Annotated in this window: 26 protein-coding genes and 1 tRNA gene; 16 read left to right on the top strand and 11 right to left on the bottom strand. The window is 62.9% G+C overall.

From position 1 onward, the window contains the following. Positions 1 to 323 (top strand): transposase (locus BM249_RS17475; RefSeq protein WP_143103792.1); only part of this gene is annotated, 323 nt, incomplete at its 5' end. Positions 324 to 454: 131 nt separating this feature from the next. Here BM249_RS17475 and BM249_RS17470 read toward each other — a convergent pair. Together BM249_RS17470 and BM249_RS17460 are read right to left on the bottom strand one after the other, a co-directional pair. Next, the gene (locus BM249_RS17470; protein WP_091974384.1) at positions 455 to 940 is read right to left on the bottom strand and encodes a hypothetical protein; all 486 of its coding nucleotides are present in this window, start codon (positions 938 to 940) and stop codon (positions 455 to 457) included. A gap of 226 nt (positions 941 to 1,166) precedes the next feature. After that, positions 1,167 to 2,375, bottom strand: a complete 1,209-nt coding sequence (locus tag BM249_RS17460; protein WP_091974380.1) for a hypothetical protein — start codon at positions 2,373 to 2,375, stop codon at positions 1,167 to 1,169. A 297-nt stretch (positions 2,376 to 2,672) separates the two neighbouring features. On the opposite strand from BM249_RS17460, the gene BM249_RS17455 reads away from it, so the two are divergent. The 6 genes from BM249_RS17455 to BM249_RS21380 all read left to right on the top strand — a co-directional run bounded on the left by BM249_RS17455 (position 2,673) and on the right by BM249_RS21380 (position 10,494). After that, positions 2,673 to 4,205, top strand: coding sequence for a type I restriction-modification system subunit M (locus BM249_RS17455; RefSeq protein WP_244528840.1), 1,533 nt, complete (start codon positions 2,673 to 2,675; stop codon positions 4,203 to 4,205). Beyond that, entirely contained in the window at positions 4,195 to 5,436 is a 1,242-nt protein-coding gene (locus tag BM249_RS22230; protein WP_143103791.1) for a restriction endonuclease subunit S, read from the top strand. The genes BM249_RS17455 and BM249_RS22230 overlap by 11 nt, the downstream gene beginning before the upstream one ends. Next, entirely contained in the window at positions 5,433 to 8,480 is a 3,048-nt protein-coding gene (locus BM249_RS17445; RefSeq protein WP_091974376.1) for a type I restriction endonuclease subunit R, read from the top strand. The genes BM249_RS22230 and BM249_RS17445 overlap by 4 nt, the downstream gene beginning before the upstream one ends. Then, the gene (locus BM249_RS17440; protein WP_091974374.1) at positions 8,480 to 9,241 is read left to right on the top strand and encodes a M48 family metallopeptidase; all 762 of its coding nucleotides are present in this window, start codon (positions 8,480 to 8,482) and stop codon (positions 9,239 to 9,241) included. Before BM249_RS17445 ends, BM249_RS17440 begins: the two co-directional genes overlap by 1 nt. A 37-nt stretch (positions 9,242 to 9,278) precedes the next feature. After that, positions 9,279 to 9,602, top strand: coding sequence for a winged helix-turn-helix domain-containing protein (locus BM249_RS17435; protein ID WP_091974372.1), 324 nt, complete (start codon positions 9,279 to 9,281; stop codon positions 9,600 to 9,602). A gap of 385 nt (positions 9,603 to 9,987) precedes the next feature. After that, positions 9,988 to 10,494 (top strand): hypothetical protein, encoded by a 507-nt coding sequence (locus BM249_RS21380; protein WP_143103790.1) that lies wholly within the window; start codon positions 9,988 to 9,990, stop codon positions 10,492 to 10,494. Positions 10,495 to 10,597: 103 nt separating this feature from the next. Here BM249_RS21380 and BM249_RS17430 read toward each other — a convergent pair whose 3' ends face one another. From BM249_RS17430 to BM249_RS21860, 4 genes are all read right to left on the bottom strand, one after another. Further along, a complete protein-coding gene (locus tag BM249_RS17430; protein ID WP_091974370.1) occupies positions 10,598 to 11,221 on the bottom strand; it encodes a hypothetical protein in 624 nt (207 codons plus the stop codon). A 217-nt stretch (positions 11,222 to 11,438) separates the two neighbouring features. Then, positions 11,439 to 12,194 carry a hypothetical protein gene (locus BM249_RS17425; protein WP_091974368.1) on the bottom strand — a complete coding sequence of 252 codons (756 nt, stop codon included), beginning with the start codon at positions 12,192 to 12,194 and terminating at the stop codon, positions 11,439 to 11,441. Positions 12,195 to 12,258: 64 nt separating this feature from the next. Next, positions 12,259 to 12,543: a hypothetical protein gene (locus BM249_RS17420; RefSeq protein WP_091974366.1), complete on the bottom strand. Its 285-nt coding sequence runs from the start codon at positions 12,541 to 12,543 to the stop codon at positions 12,259 to 12,261. Then, positions 12,540 to 13,532 carry a hypothetical protein gene (locus BM249_RS21860; protein ID WP_210187003.1) on the bottom strand — a complete coding sequence of 331 codons (993 nt, stop codon included), beginning with the start codon at positions 13,530 to 13,532 and terminating at the stop codon, positions 12,540 to 12,542. The genes BM249_RS17420 and BM249_RS21860 overlap by 4 nt, the downstream gene beginning before the upstream one ends. A 773-nt stretch (positions 13,533 to 14,305) precedes the next feature. Here BM249_RS21860 and BM249_RS17410 point away from each other — a divergent pair. Both BM249_RS17410 and BM249_RS17405 read left to right on the top strand, forming a co-directional pair. Beyond that, positions 14,306 to 14,725, top strand: a complete 420-nt coding sequence (locus BM249_RS17410) for a hypothetical protein (RefSeq protein ID WP_091974364.1) — start codon at positions 14,306 to 14,308, stop codon at positions 14,723 to 14,725. Continuing rightward, positions 14,722 to 15,348, top strand: a complete 627-nt coding sequence (locus BM249_RS17405; protein WP_091974361.1) for a recombinase family protein — start codon at positions 14,722 to 14,724, stop codon at positions 15,346 to 15,348. The genes BM249_RS17410 and BM249_RS17405 overlap by 4 nt, the downstream gene beginning before the upstream one ends. 273 nt (positions 15,349 to 15,621) lie before the next feature. Here the strand turns inward: BM249_RS17405 and BM249_RS17400 are convergent, their stop codons facing one another. Next, on the bottom strand, positions 15,622 to 15,909 hold the full coding sequence (locus BM249_RS17400) for a hypothetical protein (protein ID WP_143103789.1): 288 nt from the start codon (positions 15,907 to 15,909) through the stop codon (positions 15,622 to 15,624). A 240-nt stretch (positions 15,910 to 16,149) separates the two neighbouring features. Here BM249_RS17400 and BM249_RS17395 point away from each other — a divergent pair, with 240 nt between their 5' ends. Then, positions 16,150 to 17,265 carry a tyrosine-type recombinase/integrase gene (locus tag BM249_RS17395; protein ID WP_244528839.1) on the top strand — a complete coding sequence of 372 codons (1,116 nt, stop codon included), beginning with the start codon at positions 16,150 to 16,152 and terminating at the stop codon, positions 17,263 to 17,265. A gap of 42 nt (positions 17,266 to 17,307) precedes the next feature. On the opposite strand, the gene BM249_RS17390 is transcribed toward BM249_RS17395, so the two are convergent. The 3 genes from BM249_RS17390 to BM249_RS17380 form a co-directional block, all read right to left on the bottom strand. Beyond that, positions 17,308 to 17,393, bottom strand: a tRNA-Leu gene (locus BM249_RS17390). Between the two features lie 37 nt (positions 17,394 to 17,430). After that, positions 17,431 to 18,606 carry an FAD-dependent monooxygenase gene (locus tag BM249_RS17385; RefSeq protein WP_091974358.1) on the bottom strand — a complete coding sequence of 392 codons (1,176 nt, stop codon included), beginning with the start codon at positions 18,604 to 18,606 and terminating at the stop codon, positions 17,431 to 17,433. Between the two features lie 32 nt (positions 18,607 to 18,638). Next, positions 18,639 to 18,893, bottom strand: coding sequence for a zinc-finger domain-containing protein (locus tag BM249_RS17380; protein WP_091974357.1), 255 nt, complete (start codon positions 18,891 to 18,893; stop codon positions 18,639 to 18,641). Positions 18,894 to 19,075: 182 nt separating this feature from the next. Here BM249_RS17380 and map point away from each other — a divergent pair, with 182 nt between their 5' ends. The 6 genes from map (at position 19,076) to BM249_RS17350 (ending at position 25,041) form a co-directional block, all read left to right on the top strand. After that, a complete protein-coding gene (map, locus tag BM249_RS17375; RefSeq protein WP_091974355.1) occupies positions 19,076 to 19,906 on the top strand; it encodes a type I methionyl aminopeptidase in 831 nt (276 codons plus the stop codon). Between the two features lie 10 nt (positions 19,907 to 19,916). Continuing rightward, positions 19,917 to 20,654, top strand: a complete 738-nt coding sequence (gene radC / locus BM249_RS17370; protein WP_091974354.1) for a RadC family protein — start codon at positions 19,917 to 19,919, stop codon at positions 20,652 to 20,654. Positions 20,655 to 20,871: 217 nt separating this feature from the next. Continuing rightward, complete coding sequence (locus tag BM249_RS17365) at positions 20,872 to 22,311, top strand: circularly permuted type 2 ATP-grasp protein (protein WP_091974352.1); 1,440 nt, start codon at positions 20,872 to 20,874, stop codon at positions 22,309 to 22,311. Between the two features lie 131 nt (positions 22,312 to 22,442). Then, positions 22,443 to 23,387 carry an alpha-E domain-containing protein gene (locus BM249_RS17360; RefSeq protein WP_091974350.1) on the top strand — a complete coding sequence of 315 codons (945 nt, stop codon included), beginning with the start codon at positions 22,443 to 22,445 and terminating at the stop codon, positions 23,385 to 23,387. A gap of 36 nt (positions 23,388 to 23,423) precedes the next feature. Then, the gene (locus BM249_RS17355) at positions 23,424 to 24,251 is read left to right on the top strand and encodes a transglutaminase family protein (RefSeq protein WP_091974349.1); all 828 of its coding nucleotides are present in this window, start codon (positions 23,424 to 23,426) and stop codon (positions 24,249 to 24,251) included. A gap of 37 nt (positions 24,252 to 24,288) precedes the next feature. After that, positions 24,289 to 25,041, top strand: a complete 753-nt coding sequence (locus tag BM249_RS17350; protein ID WP_091974348.1) for a proteasome-type protease — start codon at positions 24,289 to 24,291, stop codon at positions 25,039 to 25,041. Positions 25,042 to 25,046: 5 nt separating this feature from the next. On the opposite strand, the gene BM249_RS17345 is transcribed toward BM249_RS17350, so the two are convergent. Continuing rightward, positions 25,047 to 25,628: a thiamine phosphate synthase gene (locus tag BM249_RS17345; protein ID WP_425284846.1), complete on the bottom strand. Its 582-nt coding sequence runs from the start codon at positions 25,626 to 25,628 to the stop codon at positions 25,047 to 25,049. Positions 25,629 to 25,844: the final 216 nt, after the last annotated feature.

The raw sequence follows: 25,844 nt of genomic DNA, 5'->3' as shown, positions 1-25,844 counted from the left end.
AGGCCCATGAGCTGCCCCATGCGGTTCCGTTGCTCGATGGGCTGCCCGGCGTGCCCAAGTGGGTCGTGGGCGACCGTGGCTACACCAGCCACGCCTTTCGCGACCACATCTGGACCATGGGCGCACGGCCTGCGATCCCGCCCCAGCGCCATGAGGCGCCCGTCGCCTGCCCGGACTGGATCTACAATAACCGCAACCAGGTCGAGCGCCTCTGGGCCAGGCTCAAGGAGTGGCGGGCCATCGCCACGCGCTACGAAAAGACCGCCGCCAGCTTCACCGGCGTCCTCTGCCTCGCAGCCGCCCTCGATTGGCTCAAGCGATGACACGCCCTAGCATCGGTCCAGGAGCTTCCAGCCGATCCGGAAGCCAGCGGCGAAGATGGCCAACCTCACGGTGATCCACAGGAGTGCTCTGCGGCAGCACCAGACCAGCACGATCAGCATCAGGAGGCTCGTCATCGCCGAAGCTCCACGATCCTGTCGAACGCCGCACTCGCTATCTGAAATCGCCGCGTCGCCTCTGCGCGTTGAGCAGGCGGCGTGCGATCCGGGTGGAGGTGGTGGAGGAGGGCGCGTCGGGCCGCACTGACAACCACGGCGTGGGCCGTGGAGGCCAGTCCTACGGAGCGGTAGACCGCAGCCTCTACCTCTGTGTCCTCTAAGGCCGCGAGACGGTCTTCAAGAACCTTGATCCGTCGATGGGCAAGGGTGAGATCGTCCTTCAGGGCGGCGGTCAGCGTGTTGGCCTCGTGCAGGTCGAGACACAGGCAATCGTGCTCGTGAGCAAGGTTGGGCGCCTCGGTCTGGATTCCGAGGATGCTGTCGAGCAGGCGCAAATTGCGGCGGGTTTTCACCGCAAGCTCCTCCATCATGGGCCGGACCCTCGCGATATGCTCGGGCGAGAAGGCGGAAAAATCGAGGTCGTCGATTTCGATCACCACGGCCGGAGCAGTCCGATCAGGAGGTTGCCTCGGGCGACGACCTTGCCGGAGGCATCCCGCGTCAGCCCTTCGCGGGGATTATACACCCCAACCACACGTCCTCGGGCATCACGGGCCACCGATTTGCCGGTAAGCCTCTGTTGCTCGATCCGTCCAACGACGACCCCCCGTTTATCTCTAAGGACCTCGTGAGAGGGCGCTTCCAAAAGGATGGTGACGGCATCCATCACGCCGCCTGCCCGAGCGCATCCTCAAGTTCCGCCAGAGCTTCCGAATAGGGATCGCCGGTCTCGCGGATGAAATCGTCGAAAACATCGTAGCGAATGACGCCCAGCATGGTCGCCAAGACCGTGCGGTGGCGAAAGTCGGCGGACGGCCCCGGTATCTGCACGCCCAAGGCGAGAAGCCTCTGCAATGTCGTTCTGAGCGCAGCCCCACTCGGGCGCGCGTTTGCCACGCCCGTGATCGACGAAACTGCCCAAACGCCGCTCGTCATTGGGGTTAGGGCGACCGCCACGATAGTCTGGCTCCCGTCCTCCTCCCGATGCGTCACCTCCAGGATGGCGATGAGGCCGAGAACCGCTTCAGGCAACCGGGTGACGGCACAGTTTTGCATCGAAACCCCATGCTGGCGGTACGCCTCAGCCGTAGACAGCACACGAACCCCCTCGACCTGAGGAAGCTTCGGAACGGGGAGGTGGTCGGCCCGGCCGATCACCTTGCGGGCGAACGCATCGAGCGGATTGCCCGAGGCCAGGGACTGCCGCATCGCCGCCACCAAATCCTGATCCGACGTCTGCGTCGCGATCTCGCGCATCAGGCGCAGCAATCCATTGGCGCGTTCGATGTGCTCTACCGTCCCCATTCGGCGGACAACCTCGGGCCAGACCAGGACCGGGTCGAGTTCATTCACGGCGCAGATGAAGCTGGACCGCATCTTACCCGAGTAGCGAAGCGCGTTCGAACGACGGCCATCGCGATCACCCACGAAGATATCGAAAAGCTGACGATAGCTCTCGCAGCGATCGAGCGGATCGAAGCCGGGAACTTCGGAGGCACCTTCCTGGACCCGAGCCAGGGCTCGCAGGAGGCCCGAGGGCACGTCCCGAGGGTGAGCCTCGTAGGTCGCCGCGATCAGGTCCCTGGCGTGCCGGGTCCGGAGCGCGATCCCGATCCCCTCGGCGCCGTTTGCCTGGATGCCAAGACGGTCAAGAAACCTGCGTGGCGCATCGACATCGGCGTCGGCGACCACGATGTACGCCGCTTGCCGGGTCAGCGGTCCAGCGACCGCGAGGTCCGCAAGCAGCCCACGCGCACCATTGCGGTCGAGCCATGCCAGGACGGCGAGGGGCCAGCCAGTGATCGGATGGTTGTTATGCAGGGTTCTATCGATCGCTTTCCCTGCCGCGATCCGAGCTTCGAGCCGGTTTTCCATCACCGCACCTCCCACTGGAGGTACTCACTGATCGGTCCATACGCCACGCTGCGATCCTTGATCCATGATCACTGGCCAACAGAGTCACACAGACTTGAAATCGCGCAAGCAAAACCAGATGGGCAAAACGAGCCGAGGGTTGCCAGGGTCGATGACCCGCATGCTGGGCATGCCCATGTTGGTTGCGCGTAGCCTTTTTGGCTGGATGAGATTCCCCCTTGCCGATGCGAACCAACAACAGTCCGCGAACGCCTCCGCCGCTAGAACCTTGGCAGACATTTTGACCGAGGCGCGACGATGGATATGAGCACTCCGGCAGAAGTTCGCCGCAAGCCGACCCTCACTCAGTCGGAACTCGAACGCCATCTCTGGCAAGCAGCGGACATCCTGCGGGGTCACGTCGATGCAGGGAAGTTCAAGGACTACATCTTCGCCCTGTTGTTCTACCGACGCCTCTGCGACGTGTGGGACGAGGAGTTCGAGGTTCTGCTGGCCGAAACGGGCGACCGCAAGGAGGCGGCTGAACCTGATGAGCACCGTTTCCATGTGCCGCCTCAGCACCATTGGAGGGCTGTTCGGAAGCACGCGACCCAGATCGGCCAGCATCTGAACAACGCCTTCGCGGCCATCGAAGACGCCAACCTGCGTCTACGCGGCGTGTTCGGCGATGTGGACTTCGCCAACCAGGAACGGTTCCCTGACGCCCGACTGGAGCGGTTGCTCGCTCACTTCGAGAAGCACCGTCTGCGTAATAGCGACGTGCCGCCAGACATGCTGGGCGACGCCTACATGTATCTGATCGAGCAGTTCGCCGAGGGCGCGGGCAAGAAGGGAGGTGAATTCTATACGCCACGACAGGTCGTAAAGCTGATTGTCGCGTGCCTCGATCCCGAGCCGGGCATGTCTGTTTACGACCCTACCTGTGGCTCGGGCGGCATGCTGCTGGAAGCGGTCCAGCACCTGAAGGCCCACAGCCAGGACCCGCGCAGCGTTTCGCTCCACGGACAGGAGAAGGAACTGGACACCTGGGCCATCGCCCAGATCAACCTGTTTCTGCATGATATCGACGATGCCTTCATCGCCAAGGGTGACACCATCCTCGACCCCAAGCGCTATGACCCGCGTGCGCAGGAGTTCATCCCCGGCGTCGGGGCCTATGACCGTGTGATGGCAAACCCGCCTTTCTCGGCAAAAGAGTGGGGGCACGAGGTGTGGACTAACGGCGATCCATTCGGACGCGACGTCTATGGTGTGCCGCCAAAGGGCTATGGCGATTTGGCCTTCGTCCAGCACATGATCGCGTCCCTTAAGGACGACGGCATGCTGGGCGTGGTCGTGCCGCATGGCGTGCTGTTCCGAGGCGGCGCTGAAGGTCGAATCCGAGAGTCCATGCTGAAGGCGGACATCATTGAGGCGGTAATCGGGCTGGCACCTAATCTCTTCTATGGAGCAGGTATCCCGGCGGCGATCCTCATTATCTGCAAAGGGAAACCCATCGAGCGCGAAGGCAAAGTTCTCGTCATCAACGGTGATGCCACCTTTACCCCAGGTAAAGCCCAAAACACTCTGACCGAAACAAATGTACAGACCCTATCGGACGCTTTCCACGGCTTTGCCAGCATAGACCGGCTGGCTCGCGTCGTGCCGCTTGAAGAGATCGCAGGCAACAACTTTAATCTGAGCATCAGTCGCTACGTCCAAACCGGCACAGAAGCCGAGGCGATGGATGTCGCCGCCGAAGCCGCCAAGCTTCAAGACCTGATCGCTCAGCGGGACGAGGCCGAGGCCGTGATGTTCGGTCACCTCAGGAGGCTTGGCTATGTCGAATGAGGCGCCAGACGCTTGGGAGTCAACTACGCTCGCCGCATCCTGCGAATTTTTTACTGATGGCGATTGGGTAGAAAGTAAGGACCAAAACCCGGACGGTGAAGTACGTTTGATCCAACTTGCAGACATTGGCGACGGCGCATTTCTGAACAAATCCAACCGTTTTCTGACAACTCAGAAGGCGCGCGACCTAAGATGCTCACTACTACAGCCGGGCGATCTACTAATTGCACGCATGGCCGATCCTATCGCGCGCTGCTGTCTCTTTCCGGGCTTGGATCAACCCGCCGCTACCGTGGTGGATATAGCAATCGCTCGTGCTCGGAAGGGCGTCGATCAGTCTTTTTTAAGCTACGCTATATCGGACCACAGCTTTCGTGAACTAGCCCTCGGCGCGGCGTCTGGCACGACTAGGAGCCGCATCTCACGTTCAAATCTAGGCGCGCTGCCAACCCTACTCCCGCCATTAGATGAGCAACGTCGAATTGCTGAGGTGCTGCGATCAATAGACGAGGCTCGTCGTTTGAGCGATCTCTTAATCACGAATCTGCGCCTTCTTCGCAAGCTCGCACTCCGAGACTTGTTCGCTCCTCAGGAAGGAGACGAGGTGGAAGACACAATTCTTGGGTCCTTACCTTCTGGATGGACTGTGTCTCCGGCAGAGGATGTTTGTGAGGCTGTCATCGATTGCAAGAATCGAACGCCCCCGATCTCAGATACTGGCTTTGCCGTTGTCAGAACGCCCAACGTTCGTAACGGACGTTTCGTGCGAAAAAACTTGGTACGAACAGACGCTAATTCATTTGAGGAATGGACCCGGCGCGGACGTCCCAGAGCAGGTGATGTACTTATCACGCGTGAGGCGCCAATCGGGGAAGTGTGCGCAGTTCCAGACGATGAGCCAGTTTGCTTGGGCCAAAGAATGATGCTCTACCGCCCCAAGTCAGACATAATTGACAGTTCGTTCCTACTCTACGCTCTTCAGAGCGAGCCAGTTCAAAGCTATCTGCGGAACCTCGGAGGCGGCTCAACGGTCGGACACGTTCGCGTAGGGGATATACGCCGACTGCCGATACCTTGTCCCGATTTGGCTACTCAGCACGTTGTGGCGAACACTCTTGCGGAAATTGATGTTGCGCTCGATCACGCTTGCGCGTCGTTAGCGCAAACGGCTGCCCTTAAGACATCCGTTGCCTCGGACCTCCTTTCAGGCCGGGTCAGGGTGCGGGAATGAGTGAGTATCGCCTCGCTGAGCAGCCCGCGCTCGATATTCTGACGGCCATGGGCTACACCGCGCTTCATCCAGAGGCGGCGATGGCGATGCGCCAGGAGGCGAATCGCGTTCTGTTGAAGTCGGTCCTGATCGAGGCTCTTCGGGCTCTGAACGCGGGGCTGGGCATCGAAGACGCCGAGGCGATCTACAACGACCTCTCCACTCTATCGGACAACGAGAAATGGCAGCGGCGCCTACGTGGCGCCTATTCCCGGCGGCTGAAGGGCGGGGCCAAGGATAGGCCGGTCGCGCTGATCGACTTCAAGCATCCCGATCGGAACCGTTACCACGTCGTGCGTCAGGTCAGGGTCGAGGCGCAAAGGTCGCGCATCGCCGATATCGTTGTGTTCGTGAACGGCATCCCGCTGGTCGTGATCGAGGCCAAATGCCCGCTGAAGGCTGCGGATCGTTCTGGTCAGGCGTTTGAGCAGATCAAGCAATATGAACGCGACATCCCGCGCCTGTTCTATCCCAACGCCTTCAGCATCGTCACGGACGGCATGGCGACGCTGTATGGCGCGACTGGTGCCCCGTCGAAGTTCTATGCGCCGTGGCCCGATCCGTGGCCTCGCTCCCGCGATAGGTTCGGCGACGACCTGACCAAAGACCTCTGGTGCCTGCTGGAGCCGTCGCGGCTGCTGGACCTGTTGGCACATTTCATTGTCTTCGAGACCGATCCCGACAGCGGGCGGCGGATTAAGAAGGTCTGCCGCTATCAGCAGTTCCGGGCCGTCAACAAGGCGGTGGACCGGGTCGCCGAGGGGACCAAGAAGAAGGGCCTGATCTGGCACACGCAAGGCTCCGGCAAGAGCCTGACGATGGTTTTCCTCGCCCTGAAGCTGAAGACTCATCTGACGCTGGACGCTCCAACGCTTCAGAATCCCAACATCCTCGTCCTTACCGATCGCATCGACTTAGACGAACAAATTTCCAAGACCTTCGTTGCCTGCGGCCTGCCCAATCCTAAGCAAGCCGCAACGGTCGCTGAACTCCGCGCGGAAGTAGCGCGAGCCGGTTCGGGCCGAATTCTGCTCTCGACTATTTTCAGATTTCAAGGCTCGAAGAAGCCCATCCCGAACTCGGGGAATTGGATTGTGCTAGTGGACGAATGCCACCGCACGCAGGATAAAGACCTCGGCGGCTTCCTTCGGGCGACACTGCCCGCTGCGCGCTACTTTGGTTTCACTGGAACACCGATCAAGAAGAGCGATAAAGATACCTACGCCCGCTTTAGCGAGCCGGGGGAGACCTACCTCGACAAGTACGGGATTGATGATGCGGTGCGCGATGGCGCTACCGTGCCGATCCTCTACGAAGGCCGGAAAACCGAATGGTCGATCAACGAAGCCGAGATCGACATCCTGTTCGACCGCTGGTTTGTCGATCTGTCCGATGAAAAGCGCGAGAAGCTAAAGCAGAAAGGCGTCAGTCTCGCATTGATCGCCAAACACCCTGAGCGCATCCGGCTGATTGCCCGCGATATCTGGGAGCACTTCAAACAGACCTGCCGCCCGGATGGCTTCAAGGCTCAGATCGTTGCCATCGACCGCGAGTCTATCGTTCTCTATCGCGCGGCATTAGCCGATGTGATCGCTGCTGATCTGACCAAGAACGGCATTGCCGAGGTAGACGCGATGGCGAAGGCCGAGCGCTTGATTGCCTGCGTTTTCTCCAAGGCTCAGACGGATAGCTATCCTTCCGAAGACCCGGCAGTGGAAAGCGTGCGTCAGCAGTTGAACGCCCACTTCCTCGACGACCAAGAAGAGAAGGACGTCAAGAAAGCCTTCAAGGGTAACATCGATGAACCGAGCTTCCTAATTGTCTGCGACAAGCTGCTCACCGGCTTCGACGCGCCGAATGAGCATGTCATGTATTTGGACAAACCGCTGCGTGAGCATGGCTTGCTCCAGGCTATAGCTCGTACCAACCGCACTTGCTCGATCAAGCAGTCAGACGGCACGAACGTCGATAAACCGCACGGCCGGATCGTGGACTACATCGGCGTCACTCAGCACCTGGATGACGCCCTGTCATCCTATCGTGCCGAAGACGTCCAGAATGCACTTCGCGACCTCGACCTGCTGCGCCGCGACCTGCGCGAGACCCATGCCCGCTTCACGCGCCAGCGTCGGTTGATGGGTCTCGGCGGCATGGACGAGAAGGGCGCTGCCTACGCTGTGGAGAAATTGGTGTCTGATGGCCGGGAGGACGACTGGTTTGAGCTTCAGCGGCTGGGTCGTCACTTCGTGCGAACCTATAGCGACCTGTCCCCCGATCCAGCGATACTCGACTTCACCGTGGACATGAAATGGACCGCCACGTTCCTTCGGCTAGCCCAGCAGGCAATCACCAAGGACGAAAGCCTTGATCACCTGACCTACTCCGGCAAGATCAGGGACATGCTGGAGGTCCACGTTCGCGCAACCGGCCTGACCACGACCGTCCGCCTTCGCAACATCACCGACCCGGACTTCAAGGACGACTTCCAAACCGAGGGGAAGTCGGAGGAGGAGCTTCACGAGGCGTTCGTTCGAAAAGCCGCCGAATTGAAGCGTGTGACCCGCGAAGCGGTTGATAAGAACCCAGCCCAGTACGGTCGTTTCTCCGAGCGGGTCCTAGAAATTATCCGCCGCTTCGAGCAGGGCCAGATCGCCGCCGCCGAGGGGCTGAAGGACCTGGAGGACCTAACCGGCGGCATCGAGGCGGAGGCGGGCGCCCACGACAAACTAGGCATGGACGAGCGTGCCTTCGCGATCCTTCGGATCATGGAGCCGCACGTGTCGGATGCGGACCACACAGTCCTTCAAGGTGTCGCCATTGAGGTGGGCTGTCTCTACGCCAGGGCGCAGGCCAACCAGCCGTCGTGGTTCTTTATGGACGGCTACAAGAAAGAGCTTCGACGGGAGGTCCGCAAGTTGCTGCGCCCGCTCGACCTCGACGACGCCAACGTCGTCCGCGACGAGATCGAAGACTACGCCGTTCACGCCTACGCCGAGGCGCATTGATGGGCGTCGTTCGCATCGGCCAGACCGAGGTCGTCTACGAGCTTCGGCGGTCTGCCGCCGCGTCCGAACGACGGATTACGGTCACGCCGGGCCTTGTGGAGGTACTGGCTCTCACGACGGACGACGACGCCAAAATCGATAACTTTCTGAATCGCAAACGGCAGTGGCTGTTCAATGCACTGCGCGAGCTTGAGACCGCGACCGCCAAGCGCGCCGTCGTGCCCCGGTTCATGACGGGCTCTAAAATTCCCTATCGCGGCCGGATGGCTCGGCTCACCGTGCGCCGCCATGATGGGCCGCACATCGACATCAGCTACCAGAACGGCTTCCTCGTGGACCTACCGTCATGGGTACGCGAGAAGGATCAGGACGGCGTTGTTGCAGCCGAGATCAAGCTTTGGCTGAAGCGGCGGGTCCGACGCGACGTCATAGCGTTTGCCCGCACCTACCAGCGTCGCTTCGCCTTGAAGCCCCGCACGATCCGCGTCGCCGACATGAAGACCGGCTGGGGCGCCTGTGGCCCGACCGGTTCGATCCTGATCAACTGGAGGCTCGTGTTCGCCCCAAAGGCGGTGATGGAATACGTCGTCGCCCACGAATTAGCTCACCTTTCTATCCGATCGCACGGGGCGGAATTCTGGGCACTTATGGCGACGTTGATGCCAGATTACGCGCGATCCAAAAACTGGCTTGATCGTAATCAGAGCAGCTTGGATGCTGAGGTTTTCACCTCAAAGCAGCCTGTAGATAAGGCAACGTGAAGCGCCCGCATTTTTGCCGGATCAAGAGACCAACACGATGGCAATCCGGGACGTCCAGACTTTGATGCTGCCGGTTTTGCGAGAGGCCGCAGCGGACGAGGTAAGAATCGGGGATGTTGTCGAGCGTCTCACAAACAACTTCCACCTCACCTCCGAGGAGCGCTCGCACCTCCTGCCATCCGGACGCCAGACCACCTTCGCCAATCGCGTCCATTGGGCCAAGAGCTATCTGGGGAAGGCTGGAATCGTCGAACTCACTCGTAGGGCACACTTCCGGATCACCGCACGTGGGCGCGAGGTCCTGGCTCAGCCGCCCGATCGCATCGACATCAAGTACCTGACGCGGTTCCCAGAGTTTTAGGCGTTCCGCTCTGTGCAGGACGGCCCCGATGAGCAGGTTGAGGGCACGGCTGGGTCGAATGGCACGACGGCCGACTTCACGAAGCAGCACGGGGTGTCTGCCTATCCACACCAAAGCTCGTCCAAAGCCGCGTTCAATCGCGCGCACGCGATTAGGGCATTTACGCGGAGAATGGGCGCGCGCTACCTCATCTAAGATTGCGTCTGCTTAGGTTTGTGTCATGCCTTGTAATGCCAGTAATCACTCTTTTGGCTGTGATTGCGGCTGGGGAGGAAAGTGGCACGGAAACACTGCATGGGGTTCAACCAAAAATAATAGAACTTACGTTGCCTCTGCTCCATCGAAAAACGAGTATGTTTTCTCTCCCGAGGTGTCTACGTCCTTCATGACACCAAATGCAAACTGTCCTGTTTGCGGTGTCAAAGTGTATTTTTACTCGAATTCGTTTGGCAGCCGTGTCTTCTTCGATGATATTGGCCCGCCATGGCCCAAACATCGTTGCACGGATCGAGCAAAAACGACATCCACGTTCTATAATCAACTGCGCATGGATGAGTTTCGAACGAAGTACGAAGCTAAGGCGAAGCCAAAGCTACCTGATGAAAAAGGTGGCTGGAAGATTTTTCGAATTCTGAGAACGAAGTCGTTCCGCCATGAGATTGAACACCTGCGAACTGGTAGAAAGTTCGAAACGAGCCTTATCAAAGACAAGCTTCCTTTACCGGGTGTGCTTGTTTGGATAAAGCTCACGGACAGTTCTGCTGTCAAATTTTCCTACTTCGACATGGAAAAGGTGGCGCCCGTTACATTGAGCGTTCCCACATTCGACGCCAGGAAATTTGCGACCATTACTGAATGGACTCCATTCAAGAAATGGTTCGATCTATTATAGACGATGATCTGGCATCGCGTTGTATGGTGAATTGAACCAAATTTGACGATCCAGAAGCTGGATGAAGAGTGCTTCGACCGGTAATGGCCTTTGCCATTGGTCTTCAACCTTCACGAAATAGCGTGGGAAATCCTTCGTACTCGGCGCTATGATCGTCCTCGTGGTTCGCCATTCCTGGCCTCGTCAAGTAGCCCTTCGGCTTAACGTAGCTGGATATGGTGCGTTCGGGGCGCTCGTGCCACGAGAGATTGAACGCACTAAGTGTCGGGAAGTAGCACATCGTCGAATAGGGTAGATGGTCGTGAATCCACCATGCCATTCGCGTCCAGTCACCTTCGCCCGTGTAGCAATCGGCAAACCAGGGCACGACAACGCAAGCAGTTGCCCCCATGCATCCGTTCTTGTCGAGTGCGTCCCAGATGTGACTAGCGGCATTCGCAGCGTTTGAAGCACAGTTGTAGCCATGCTGATTGCCGTACTCATTCACCTCTGGCGAACGGTAGGCCGAACGTATTCCGATCCGTCCGAACGTCGCCTGAAGCGGCTCGAGGATTTGTTCACAGAGTTGCTTGCCGGATTTGACAGCAAGGTCTGGATCGTCAGGAATATTTGGGATGCCGTGAAGGTTCGCGATCTCTGAGTAGAGAAAATCACGCATGAAGAAGTTTTTCGATAGCCGGACCCGACCGAGGGTTTCTAGGCTACTGACCGAACCGGGTTTGCGCATATTCCACATCGCATTAAGAGTGATGTTGGCGTACAAACCTAAACGTTAACTCTTCCCTCCCCAAGCAACGATCTCCTTCGCATTTTCTCAACGCGTTGAGATTTTGGTGATGATACGCTTGCAGGCAGTCGGTGATGTTGCGGGCGTGAATACATGCCATCGACGTTCCGGCTAGGGACGTAGCGGGTGGGCCTGTTCAGAGTTTCGACACGCAGGACTAAAACCCAGCGCCGCGAGCCGCGTCCATGGCGAGAAGACGCTTCCGCCCCTGCTTTGTAGCTGGATCACCGGCCATCCAAACTTTATGATGGGAGACATTGATCCCAGAGGGGTGACTGGCATGGACCCAAGTTACCTCGCCTGTTCGATAGGCGACGGTGTTGATGGACCCGAAGCTCATCCCATGCAGGCGTCGAACCGTTTCTCGACAGCCCTGAATGTAGTTGTCGCCCGTCCCGAGCATGACCACTAGCTTCACGCTACGCGGCAGATGATTGAGGTAGGTCTCGGCGCAGCGCTTCACAATTGGCGCCGCGCCCGCCTCCGTGAACGCTTTGGCCATGATCGGCCCGGTGCAGGCGTGCTTCCCAGCCTTGGCGTCGAACCGGGAAAGGCTGCATCGTACCAGCGAGCCGAACGCGATGGTCCGCTCTTCCGCGACCATCCGGGTATCGACCTGCTGATCCTCTTCGAGAACACCAAGCACCTGAAGGACCTCCGAGAGGCGCGGACGCATTCGCTTGAACGGAATGGCCTCGAAGGGACCGCTTTGGACGGCCTGTGCCTGGGTGAACCCCTTGGAAAATCCCAGGACCAGGACTTCGGGCGAGGCCGCGCCCCAGGCGCCGGGATCGTTGACGGCGCGCCAGGGGCCGAAGTCTTGTTCTGGCGCGGCGTTGGTGAAGCACTTCCGGCAGGCGATGGGGCCGTGAGCCGGGAATGGGGCGTGCGGAAGCGTGGACTGAGTGTCCATTGGTTTTGATGCCTCGATTTTTTGGAAGATGAACGGAGGGAGGACCGAACCGGCGTTGCCGGTGTCAGGGCCGGTGGAACCGACCGGTGCGATGCGCGGTGGTGATGAGATGACCGCTGTCGCCAATCACGGCGTAGACGTCGAGCCAGCGGTCGATCACGCGGAGACTCCTCGGGCCGCCCAGATGACGCGCGAGGCGTTTCCTGGCCTGCTTGTCGAAGGTCAGACGCTCGGCCTGACCGCAGCGCGCGACCGATCCGAATTGCTCCAGAAGCTCGACCACGTAGAGCGGGATCGCCCGCTGCTGGAGGCGGGCCTCGGCGTGCAGGGTCAAGGTGCTCGCGATCATGCGGACGCGCTCCCGGCGTAGGGGGACTTGAGGAGCGCAAGCTCGCGAAGCTCCCGGCGCTGCCATGTCGTTCCGGTCACGAGCCCCCAGCCGCCCGCCGCGTTGAGCCGCCGCCAGCGCGGCGTCTTCATCCGGGCGAGTTGGTCGAGCGCCTCGCGATAGTCGCTGACGTGAATTTCGGCCCCCTTGGCGCCGATCGTGTAGCCGCGCGACGTCCGGCAGGTTGCGGGATCGAAGCACGAGCCATCCTTGGCCACGGGCACGAAGACCACCTCGTCGAGGGGCTCCTCGGACGCCGATGACGTATCGGGGAGGTCTCCCGCCGCATTCCAGAGCGAGCTTTTGAACTTCGGACGCTGACCCAGCCAGTGAAGGGCCGCCGAGCGTGCGATCTCGTCCTTGGCATCGAGCTTGAGGTCGCCGGACCCTCCCTTGGGGGCGAGGAGGTTCTTCATGCTCTTGACGCTAACCTCCGCCAGGGCCGCGAGTTGTTCCAGGGTCACGTCATGGCCCGTATCAAGGCGAATGCGCGCTTCCGCCGCCGCGACCGTCCGCTCGATCTCCGCGAGGTTCGCCCATCCGGGCGGCGCCGCGTCGAGGAGCGCGCGCAGCTTCGCGATTGTCCGCTCGATGGAGGCGGCGAGGCTGTCGCTCTCTTGCACTTCAAGAAAGTTCAGGTCCGGCCGCAGGCCCCAGAAGGCGAATGCGTGAAGCTCGATCACCACCTGTAGGGTGACGCTGTCCCAATGCCGCTCGACCCCATCGCGCCAGAGATCACGCCAGGAGGCGCTCGGATCGGCGTCGATGTCCTCCGAGCCAACGATCTCGGCATAGAGCGCCTTCATCGCGGCATCGGCGGCGGTGGGCGACCAGACGAGCTTCTCCAACCATTCGCCCGTCGCGACGATGAGATCGTTCATTTCTCGGGGCTCACCGCCCTCGTACCCTGCGCCGTATTCCTCTTGGCGTGCCTTGTAATCCGCGTCCATTTCAATCCCCGTGACAAAAGGCGTCCCAGCGCCATGACCATTAACTCGCACAGCGCTGCGTTTGAGTCAACATCGATGATGAAAGGATGAAATTTGTCCCGTTTTTTGGCGAAGCGAAAGCGGATCGGGGGGTAGAGGGGGAATGAGACGCGACACCTTCATTCACACACCCATCGGACTTAGGGGTGAGTGATGCGTTGGAGAGGACGTTTGACCCAGAAGCAGGCGAACGAGCGGGGGTCGTTGGTGACAGTCAGTGATCCATCAGTCTCGTCGGCCAACGGTCGCCACTATCACGCCGAACCTTCATCGACGGTGGTGTCCTTGTCGCCGCGCAGCGGTGACGAGGCGTCCATCATCGGAGATGACCGCGTAGACCTTGAGTCAGGGCTCGACCATGCGCAGGCTCCGGGGGCCACCGAGATACTGAGTCAAACGCCTTCAAGCTGCCTTGTCGAAGATCAGGCAGGACCTTCTCGTGACGTTCCGGCTCGCCCTTCGCCTCGACCATCCCGCGTGAAGTTCTCCGATCCAAACCCACCATTCGTTTGCGCCTTCTCCAGTCCGTGCTTCGCTGATTCTGATCGACGATCAGGATGAGGGTTGCGGGTGGCAGGGGTATCGGCGACCGCCACTCGCCCTGTCCCAAAAACCCTTCCGTCATTCGCCCCGATTTCCCTTCGAGCGGTCGCCCAAATCCGGCTGATCCAGAACCATCTGTTTGTGGGACAGGATTGGCTTGACGGTTCTTCGGGACGTGAGAGCCTGAGGGCATGCAGATCACTCTTGAACTCCGGCAGGCGATGTCGCTGGCCCATGGACGCTATGACGGCGACAGTGACGTGCTGACCGTGAGTCGGTCGGCAGTCGAGAACACAGCTTCTGAGGCATGGTGGCGGTCGGATCGCGGGGGTAGAGGCGACCGAGGATGGCGCGGACGGCGCGATGCTGCTGCCCTGGCGACCTACCGCGATCTCGCACAGCATGCTGTTGAGCCGCTCCCACACGACGAGTTCCCGGTCGAGTTCGCCTTCCGAGATGGCTGGGGTAGGCCGGACAAGGACATCATCAAGCAGGGCTTGCGGCACGCCTATCTCGCTCCTGTGTTGGAAGACGATCGCCTTGTGCGGTTCCGGATCACCGCGACAGGTCTTGTCCTCCTGACCACCCTCGGTTTGGACGACCGTCCATGATGCGCGTGGCGATCTACGCCCGGACATCGACCGAGAAGAACCAGACGGTCGAGAACCAACTGCGGCAGTTGAACGAAGTGGGGCTGCGGCTCGGGTGGACCATCGTGGCGGTTCACACCGACGAGGGCGTTTCAGGCACCAAGGGGCGCGACCGACGTCCTGGCTTTGACGCGGTGCTGCGAGGGATCGCACGTCGAGAGTTCGATCTCGTTGCGGTCTGGTCGATCTGCCGCCTTGGGCGCTCGCTCCAGGACCTCGTCGGCTTTCTGGCGGAGGTGCAAGCTCGGGGCGTTGGCATCTACTGCCACACGCAGGCGCTCGACTCGACGACCCCTTCGGGCAGAGCGCTGTTCGGTATGATCGCAGTGTTCTCGGAGTTTGAGAGAGCTATGATCCGCGACAGGGTCCTGGCTGGGCTTGAGCGCACGAAGGCTAAGGGCACTCGCCTGGGCCGCCCGCCGATGGATGCTGCCAAGGTCGAGGCGATCCGCGCACTGCTGATCGCAGGCACTGGCGTTCGGGAGACGGCCCGCCGGACGGGCGCAGGGACGGCCACCGTGCAGCGGATCAGGACCGCCATGCTGGCCGCGCAGGGACAAGGCGAGATCGTCGAGGCAGCCTGACGTCGGGTCTGGCGTCGATCGTGCTGCGATCGTTCCTACTAGCGCCCCTCCCGACCAGCACGCTCATATCGAACGTCCGGCGCCGGACGTTTTTCTTCTCCAGCGCCTTCGGCATCATCAACTTGAACGCTTGCCGTTCGCTGGCACACCGACTGGCGGCGACACTCAAAACCGATAGCGTTCGCCACGTGGTGATAAGGAGCCGGGCCGCTCCAGACCTGTTGCCCGGAACGACCCTGTTGCCTGTCCGTCGAGGCTGGCAGGCTAGCCAGTTCAGGAGCGGCTGTATGCCTTTGGTGGGAGCAGCGCGCAGGCGAATGCATGATTTTTTTTACGGATCGCCATGTGGATATCATTGACGCGCTTGGCGAAGCGGTCGCGATGAAGCTTGTTCTTGAACGCGAACTCAAGGTCTTTGCAATCGGTCTTGAATGTCCAGCGATTATCCTGACCCTTCGTGATAATATCTGCCACATCCATCCACACGCGAGCAAAATAGATATGCTCTTCCAGAGACTGCTTATCATTGGAATGAACAATGTAAGTGTAATTATTTGCCATGTAAAATTATAGTCCTACAAATCAAAATCGGCCACAGCGGCTGATATGATCAACATAAATCCCGTCTGATGAGACCTCACTATTTTTTTGCTAGATTTTTAGCAAAAGATTTATTGACAGCTTGCTGTGCCGTTTCCGCAGTTTGAACGAGCTTTGACGCCGCGATGCAGTGCTGCCGAGCCTGACCGGCGATCGGCACCCAGCCTTGGCCCCACCATTCGCTTGCGGGATTCCGGGATCGTGCTGGGGTCCGTCCTCGACGATGATCTCGGTGAGGGTGGAATGGCGACGGTCTACCGACGTGGTGATGTCTGGTGGGTGCGCTTCCGCATGGGCGGCGCTCACATCCGGCGGTCGGCCAAAACCTCGAAGAAGAGCGAGGCCCAAGCCCTCCTGGCGAAGTTGATGGAGGAGCACGCCCAGGCCGCTCGTGGCGAGGTGTTGCCCCGGCACCTACTGACTGAGGCCATAGAGCGTTTCTTTGAGGAAGTTCGGCTCAAAACAGGGACGATCGAGACGTACCGCTATAACGCCAGGACCCTGACTCGCATTCTTGGCCCGTTGCACCTCGACGAGATCGACCGGCGGGTGATCGCCGAGTTCGTGACGATCCGCAAACGTACAGAGGTTGCCGACGCGACCATCCGCAGGGACCTCGCATTTTTGGGGTCGGTGTTCACGATGGCTGAACGCTGGGGATGGGTGGTCACATCACCGGTCACGAAGGCGGTCAAGAAAGCCCTGAAGGAAAGCCGCCCGCGTACTCGCTATCTGACGCGTGACGAGTTCGTCCGCCTGCACGATGCCGCGTCCGCCAGCCTGAAGCCGATCCTAGTGCTAGCCGTCGAGACTGGCTTGCGTAAGGAGGAACTGCTCAGCCTCACGATGACGAGTATCGACTTGCGACGCCGCGAACTGCATCTGGAGGTGACCAAGTCGGGCCGTCCGAGACTGGTGCCTCTATCGCGGGCGGCGCTCGTCGTGATTCGAGAGATGCTGGAGCAACGTTCACGCCCACGGTCGCCGTACCTCTTGTGCAGATCGGACGGCCGTCGTGTCGGCGATCCACGCAAGGCATTCGAGGGCGCCTGTGAACGCGCGAAGATCAAAGACTTCAGATGGCATGATCTGCGGCACACCTTCGCCTCCTGGTGGGTGCAGGACGGCGGCGACCTCTACCGGTTGAGTCGCATTCTTGGCCACGCAACACTGCAAATGACAGCCCGCTACGGTCACCTCCGAACTGACGACCTCCACGAAGAGATCGAACGCGTGGCACAAAAACGGACACGAGATCGCCAGACTGCCGCTACCGAGCCGGTAGGCGACAGCGATGAACCGTACCGATATGGCTAAGAAAGATCATCGAGAGCAGGGGCTTAGCCTGGATCGGCAGTTTGGTGCGGACGGCGGGACTCGAACCCGCACAGCCAAAGGCCGCAAGATTTTAAGTCTCGTGCGTCTACCGATTTCGCCACGTCCGCATTCCGGGATCTGCGGTAGCGGGCGCGGGCTCTGAGATCAAGGCATCCAGCCATAGAGCCAGCGATAGCGGCGGGTCATGCCGGCGGGGCCGAGGCGGCGCATCACGACGTCGCGGACGCCGCCGACGAGGGGGCCGGCGTGGTAGCTGCGGCCGTTGGCGCGGGCGGCGGCGCGGACCTTTCGGACGCGGCTTCGACGGGCTTCGGCGTAGGCCGCGAGTGCCGCCGGTACGGGGGCGGTGCCCAGGACCTGCGCGAGAACCGCCGCGTCCTCGATGGCGAGCGCCGCGCCCTGGGCCAGGAAGGGCAGGATCGGATGGCCGGCGTCGCCCAGGAGGGCGAGGCGGCCACGGGCCAGGGGATCGGCGGCGGGGCGGTCGACGAGGGACCAGACCAGCCAGGAATCGGGCTGGCTCAGGACCGCAGCCAAGGGAGGCGCCGCATCGGGGAAGCGCGCGCGCAGGACCGCCGTCTCACCGAGCTGGCCCCAGTCGTCGGTGCCGGCCCGCTCCGGCACCACGGCGACGACGTTGAGGTGGCTACCCCCCCGGATCGGATAATGCACCACATGGCGGTCGCGGCCGAGCCACAGGCCCGTGACGTCGAAATCGAATTCCGGTGGCAGCGCCTCGCGCGGCACCAGAGCCCGCCACGCCGCCGCCTTCCAGGGGCGCAGGGGCGCGGTGTCGAGGTGGCCGCGCAGGCGCGAGCGTACACCGTCGGCGCCCACAGCGAGGTCGGCCGCGAAGGTCTCGGAGCGGGCGCCGTCGTGGCTCTCCAAGGTGAGGTCGACGCCCTCGGTCGTCTCGGCGAGGCCGACGACGTCACGACCCATGAGGAGGCGGATACCGGTCCGGCTCCGCACGGCGTCGAGGAGCAGGGTCTGCAGGTCGGCCCGGTGGATCACGTAATAGGGCGCGCCGAACGCTTCGCGATGGGTCGCCCCAAGGGGAACCGTCCCGAGCGTCCGTCCGGTGCCGAGGGCGCGCACGGTCACGCCCGGCGGTTCGCTCGCGGCCCGGCGTAGGGCGGCGCCGAGGCCGAGGCCGATGAGGACCCGGCTGGCGTTCGGGGAGAGCTGCAGCCCCGCCCCGACCTCGCTGAACCCGGTGCGGCGCTCGATGAGGGTGACGGTGTGCCCGGCGGCATCCAGGGCCAACGCCGCCGCGAGGCCGCCGATTCCGGCACCCACGATGGCGACGTGGTGGACCATCGGGGAAGGCTGCGCGGGGGCCAAGCGGAGGCTCAGGCGGCCGCTGGGGTCCGGTCGTCCCAGATGCAGGCCGCCGGATCGGCGGTCCCGGCCTTCAGGCTCGGCCGGTAGCGGTAGAGCGTCGAGCAATATTGGCAGATGATTTCGTCGTCCGAACCCATGTCGAGGAACACATGCGGATGATCGAAGGGCGGCCGGGCGCCGATGCACATGAATTCCCGCGATCCGACATGGATCACCGCCACGCCCGCATCGTTATGGAAGTGCGGCACCGCCTTGTCAGCCATCGTCCCGTCCTGCCTGCCGGCCCGTCGCAACCCGCGCGGGCGTTCATCGAAGTGCTGTCTAACCCCTCCCCGCCCCGGCGCCTAGGGGTGAACCAGGTCCGGCCGGCCTCCGCGCAGGGTTGGCCTCCCGCGCGTGGGGTCGTACAGAGGGCCTTTCCCGGCCAGCCACGAAACGCCCGCCCATGACCCAGAACGATCAGGCCGTCTCCGACAGCGGGCGCCGCTCGCCCGAGCCGCCCATCCACGGGCCGGAGGGCTTCGAGGGCATGCGCAAGGCCGGACGCCTCACGGCCGAGGCCCTCGACGTGCTGATGGAAGCGACCGCCCCGGGCGTGACCACCGAGTACCTCGACAACCTCGCTTACACCTTCGCCATGGACCACGGCGCGTACCCGGCCTCGCTGCTGTATCGCGGCTATCCGAAATCGATCTGCACCTCCATCAATCACGTTGTCTGCCACGGCATCCCCAACGACAAGCCCCTGCGCGAGGGCGATATCGTCAACCTCGACATCTGCCTCATCGTCGATGGCTGGCACGGCGATTCGAGCCGCATGGCCTATGTCGGCGAGGTGCCGCGCAAGGCCCAGCGCCTGTGCGAGATCACTCACGAATGCCTCATGCGTGGCATCGCGGCGATCAAGCCCGGCGGCTCGACCACGGATATCGGCCGGGCGATCCAGGCCTACGCCGAAGCCGAGCGCTGCTCCGTGGTGCGCGATTTCTGCGGCCACGGCCTCGGGCGGACCTATCACGACGCCCCCACCATCCTGCACTACGCCGAGCCGAGCTACGACGTTGTGTTCAAGCCCGGCCAGTTCTTCACCGTGGAGCCGATGATCAACCTCGGCCGCCCCGCCGTGAAGGTGTTGTCCGACGGCTGGACGGCGGTGACGCGGGACCGGTCGCTCTCGGCTCAGTTCGAGCACACCGTGGGGGTGACGGAGACGGGGGTGGAAATCTTCACGTTCTCACCCAAGGGCTTGCATCAGCCGGTCAATCCGGCCGCCTGAGACCGCCGCCATGGGCGCCCGCCGACCTCCCGACCCTTCCCTGTTGGCCGGCGAGGCACCTGGGCCGACGGAGACCGAGCCGCATTATCTCGGCCATCGCGACCGCCTGCGGGCGCGCTTCGCGCAAGGCGGCGCCGACGCCCTGCCGGATTACGAACTCCTCGAGCTTGCCTTGTTTCGCGCCATTCCCCGGCGCGACGTGAAGCCTCTCGCGAAGGCACTGATCCGCCGATTCGGAAGTTTCGCCGAGGTGATCTCGGCCGAACCGGCGCGACTTGCTGAAATCGAAGGCATCGGTGCCGCCGTCATCGCCGATTTGAAGCTCATGGAAGCGGCAGGTCAGCGCCTCGCCCGGGGCGCCATCGCCGACCGGCCGCTACTGTCCTCCTGGAGCGCGGTGCTCGACTATTGCCGCGCCACCATGGCGTTTGCTGCCCGCGAGCAGTTCCGGGTGCTGTTCCTCGACCGGCGCAACCACCTCATCGCCGACGAGATCCAGGGGCGCGGCACCGTCGATCACACCCCGGTCTATCCGCGCGAGGTGGCGCGCCGGGCCCTCGAATTGTCGGCCACGGCCATCATCCTGGCCCACAACCATCCCTCCGGCGACCCGACGCCCTCGGCGGCCGATATCCGCATGACCCGCGAGATCGTCGGCGTTCTCGATCCCCTCGGCGTCGTCGTCCACGACCACGTGATCCTCGGGCGCGAGGGCCATGCGAGTCTCAAGGGCCTGAAGCTGATCTGACCGCCCTTCGCGCCGTTCAGTGGGACTTAACGTTCGGGCGCACAACCGCACACGAAGACGTTGCCCGCGCGAGCCGCGCGTTTTCGGAGAGATCCGATGTCCCCTCGCGCCGGGCGTGTTAGCGTGGGTCCAAGGGGTCCGATCGAGATCCCGCACGGCCGGTCGCCCGCCCCTGGCGCGCCTCTTGCCTGAAGCCTGGCGTTTAAGGGAGGCGCGGATGGCGCTCGCTGCGTTCGACGAGATGACGGGTTTGCCCCAGGGGGCGCTCGACGATGCCTCCGTGCGCGAGGCCTATGGCAGCCTGAAAACCTGGCTCGACACCACGCCGCCGGAGCATTTCAACACCCGCCGCAGCCAGGCGGAGATGCTGTTCCGCCGCATCGGCATCACCTTCGCGGTCTACGGCGCCAACGAATCCACCGAGCGGCTGATTCCCTTCGACATCATCCCCCGCGTCATCACCAAGCCCGAATGGGGCTTCCTCGAGCGGGGCCTGAAGCAGCGCGTCACCGCCATCAACGCCTTTCTGAAGGACATCTACGGGGCGCAGGACTGCATCAAGGCCGGCATCATCCCGGCCGATCTCGTCTATCGCAACCCGCATTACAGGATGGAGATGCGCGCCTTCCGGGTGCCGCACGACCTCTACGTCCACATCGCCGGTATCGACATCGTCCGTACCGGCGAGAACGATTTCTTCGTGCTGGAGGACAATGCCCGCACCCCGTCGGGCGTCTCCTATATGCTTGAGAACCGCGAGGTGATGCTGCGGCTGTTCCCCGAACTGTTTTCGCGGCACCGCGTGGCGCCGGTGGAGAACTATCCCGACGCGCTCCTGGCGACCCTGCGGTCGCTCGCCCCCTCGACGGCGACCCGCGACCCCACCGTCGCCCTGCTGACGCCCGGTCGCTACAACTCGGCGTTCTACGAACACTCGTTCTTGGCGGACAAGCTCGGCGTCGATCTCGTGGAGGCCTCCGACCTCTTCACCAAGGACGACGTGGTCTACATGCGCACCACGGAGGGGCCGCGCCGGGTCGACGTTCTGTATCGCCGCCTCGACGACGACTTCCTCGATCCCCTTGTGTTCCGCCCCGATTCGGTGCTCGGCGTGCCCGGCCTCATGAACGCCTACGAGCGCGGCACCGTGACCCTCGCCAACGCGGTGGGCACCGGCATCGCCGACGACAAGGCGGTCTACAGCTACATGCCGGAAATCGTGCGGTTCTTCACCGGCGAGGAGCCGATCCTGCACAACGTGCCGACCTATCGCTGCCGCGAGAAGGAGGCGTTCGCCTACGTCATGGACAACCTCGCCGATCTCGTGGTGAAGGAGGTCAACGGCTCGGGCGGCTACGGCATGTTGGTGGGGCCGCACGCGACGAAGCGCGAGATCGAGGAGTTCGGACGCAAGCTGCGCCACGCGCCCGACGGCTTCATCGCCCAGCCGACCCTGGCCCTCTCCACCTGCCCGACCTTCGTCGCCTCCGGCGTCGCACCCCGGCACGTGGACCTGCGCCCCTTCGTGTTGTGCGGCTCCGACGAGATCCGCATCGTGCCGGGCGGCCTCACCCGCGTCGCCCTGAAGGAGGGTTCGCTCGTGGTCAATTCGAGCCAGGGCGGCGGCACCAAGGACACCTGGGTCCTCGACGCCTGACAGCGCGACCGTTTCGATAGCGGGCCGGTCCGGGTCCGCTTTCCAACCCGTTTCCCCCTTCGCATAGTCCCTCCCCTCAGCCCAACGGCCCCGTCGCGTCGCGCGGGTGTCCGGCGTCTCAACGGAAGCCCATGCTGTCCCGGACCGCAGACAACCTCTACTGGCTCTCCCGCTACGTCGAACGGGCCGAGTTCGTCGCTCGCATCCTCGATGCGGCGCATCGGCTCGCGGCCCTGCCGTCGAGCTACGGCGGCGGTGAGACCAACGAATGGGCCTCGGCGCTCGCTTCCGCCGGGGACCCGGAGGTGTTCAAGCCCCTGTACAACGGGGTGACGGAAGCGACCGTCTGCGATTTCCTTGCCTTCAGCCGGCACAACCCCTCTTCGATCCGCTCGTGCATCGAGACCGCCCGCGAGAATGCCCGCAGCGTTCGCACGGCCCTGACTACGGAGATGTGGGACGCCATCAACGGCGCGTGGCTGGAACTGCGCAACTACGAGGGGCGCGATCTCAACCGAGACGAGTTCTCGCGTTTCCTCGAATGGGTGAAGGGCGTCTCCCTGGCCTTCGACGGCTCGGCCTACCGGACGATGCTGCGTAACGACGCCTACTGGTTCACCCGGCTGGGCACGGCCATTGAGCGGGCCGACAACACCGCCCGCATCCTCGACGTGAAGTACCGCATCCTCCTGCCCGCCAACGAGCGCGTGGGGGGCAGCCTCGATTACTTCCAGTGGACCACGATCCTGCGCGAGGTCTCGGCCTTCAACGCCTATCACTGGGTCTACCGCGAGAGCGTGAAGCCCCTGCTGGTGGCTGATCTCCTCATCCTCAACCGGCAGATGCCGCGGTCGCTGACCAATTGCTACAGCATGCTCGTCGAGAACCTCGACCTCATCGCCGACGCCTATGGCAGACGTGGCGCGAGCCAGCGTTTCGCCAGCAACACCCTGGCGCGGCTGGAGGGCGAGAACATCGATCGGATCTTCACCTCCGGCCTGCACGAGTTCGTCACGGCGTTCATCGCCGAGAACAATCGCCTCGGGGCAGCGGTCATCGAGCAATATCTGGTGTAGGGGCTTTCCGGCCGGAACCCGCGAAAAGGTCGCCGCATGCGAATCCGCGTCTTTCACGAGACCAACTACACCTACGAGCAGCCCGCCCGGAACCTGATCCAGGTCCTACGTCTGCGCCCCCGCGACCATGACGGGCAATATGTTCGGCGTTGGCGCATCGAGCCGTCCGTCGACGGCCGCATCAGTGAGCGCGAGGACGGGTTCGGCAACGTGGTGCATTGGTTCACCGCCGACGAGCCGGCTGAAGCCTTGACCATCCGGGTCACCGGCGAGGTCGACACCAACGAAATGCACGGCGTCGTGCGCGGCACCGTCGAGCGCCTGCCCGACGAGTTCTACCTACGGGATTCCGACCTCGCCCTGGCGAGCGAGGCGATCCAAACCTTCGCCCACGAGGTCAGGTCGGCCGGCGATCCCACGCCCCTGCCCTGCCTGCACCGACTCCTCGCAGCAGTGCACGAGCGGGTCGTGTTCGAGCCGGGGCCGACGAGCGCCAGCACCACGGCGCCCAGGGCCTTCGAGGCCGGGACCGGTGTCTGTCAGGACGTGGCGCACGTCTTCATCGCCGCCGCCCGCCACCTCGAAATTCCGGCCCGCTACGTGTCGGGGTATTATCACCACGCCGACGGGATCACCGGCCAGGAGGCCGGTCATGCGTGGGTCGAAGCCCTGGTGCCGAATCTCGGCTGGGTCGGGTTCGATCCGGCTCACGGCATCGCCACCACGGAGGCGCATATCCGGGTCGCCATCGGCCTCGACTATCTTGGGGCTGCTCCGATCCGTGGCAGCCGCTTGGGTGGAGGCACGGAAACCCTCGACGTGACGCTCCGCGTCGAGCAAGCACAGGCGACGGTCCAGTCCTGATTCCCCGGGGGCTCGGACGCGAGGAAAGCTTGAGACGATGACCTACTGCGTCGGTGTCCTGGTCGAGGACGGCTTGGTGATGATCGCCGATACCCGCACCAACGCGGGCCTCGACGACATCTCCACCTACCGCAAGCTCCACCACTTCAACGTGCCGGGCGAGCGCGTGATGATGCTGGCTTCGGCCGGCAACCTCTCCATCACCCAGTCGGTGCTCAGCCTGCTCTCCGAAGGCGTCGAGGGCGAGGCCGGCGAGCCGAAGATGCGCCTCGTCGAGGCGCCGACCATGTTCCAGGCGGCGCAGCTCGTCGGCCGCGCCATCCGCCGGGTCCGCGAGATCGAGAAGGCCGGCTTCGAGGCGGCGAATCTCCGCTTCTCCGTGTCGCTGCTGTTCGGCGGCCAGATCGGCACGGAGCCGATGAAGCTCTATCTCATCTACTCCGCCGGCAATTTCATCGAGTGCAGCGGCGACGCGCCGTTCCTGCAGATCGGCGAGCACAAATACGGCAAGCCGATCCTCGACAGGGCGGTGAAATACGAGACCGACCTCTACGACGCCCTCAAGGTCGGCCTCGTGTCGATGGATTCGACCATGCGTTCCAACCTCGGCGTCGGCCTGCCCATCGATCTCGCGGTGGCGCGCCGCAATGCCCTGGTCCTGGAAGTGAACCACCGCATCGAGGCCGGCGAGAGCTACTTCCACGATCTGCGCGAGCGTTGGTCGGCGGCCCTGCGCGCCGCCCACCGGGCGATCCCGCGCCCGCCCTACGGCCCCGCCGAGCCGAAATAGTTTTTTTAGACCGACAAGAGGGCACGCAAGGTCGGTCCGGGATCGGAGCCGCGCATGAGGTCGCCCATGACGGCGATTCCGGCGGCCCCCGCCTCGCAGCAGGCGTGGGCCGTCTCGGGGGTGATGCCCCCGAGGGCGAGGACCGGCAGGCCGTGGACATGCGCCGCCGCGATGGCTTCCGGCCCGAGGGCAGGGCCGTAGCCCGGCTTGCTCACTGTGGCAAAGATCGGGCTTAGGGTCGCGTAATCGGCGCCGTGCCGGGCCGCGGTTTCCACCTCCGCCACGGAATGGGTCGAGACGCCGATGAGGCCGTTCGGCAGGAGCCGACGCGCTTGGCCGATCTCTTCCAGCGTCGTCCCACCGGGCAGGTGCACCCCATCGGCGCCGAGGCGAGCGGCCAGACTGGCGTCGCCCCCGAGGCTGAAGGTGCCCCCCCCGGCGCGGACCCGTTCCATCGTCGTTCGGGCCAGGATCTCGCGCGGCCCCGACGCCATGTCACGCTCGCGGAACCAGACCCAGCGGGCGCCTCCCGCCAGCAGGGTGTCGATACGGGCGAGGAGGGCGAACTCTTCAGTGGCGCAATCGATCGTCGAACAAGCTGAAACAGGCTCCCTCTCCTGGAAGGAGAGGGTTGGGGTGAGGTGTGGTCCATCTCCGGAGAGGTCACACACCTCACCCTGTCCCTCTCCTCCCAGGAGAGCGGACCAGCGATACTCGTGTGATGATATGAGACGGTCGTGCCTCGTGTGGGGAAGCCCACGCACCATATCGACCGAACCGCGCAGCCGGACGGACACCCGATC

It is taken from the genome of Methylobacterium gossipiicola, assembly GCF_900113485.1.
GTDB lineage: Bacteria > Pseudomonadota > Alphaproteobacteria > Rhizobiales > Beijerinckiaceae > Methylobacterium > Methylobacterium gossipiicola.
This window is presented reverse-complemented; position numbering and strand designations above follow the sequence as displayed.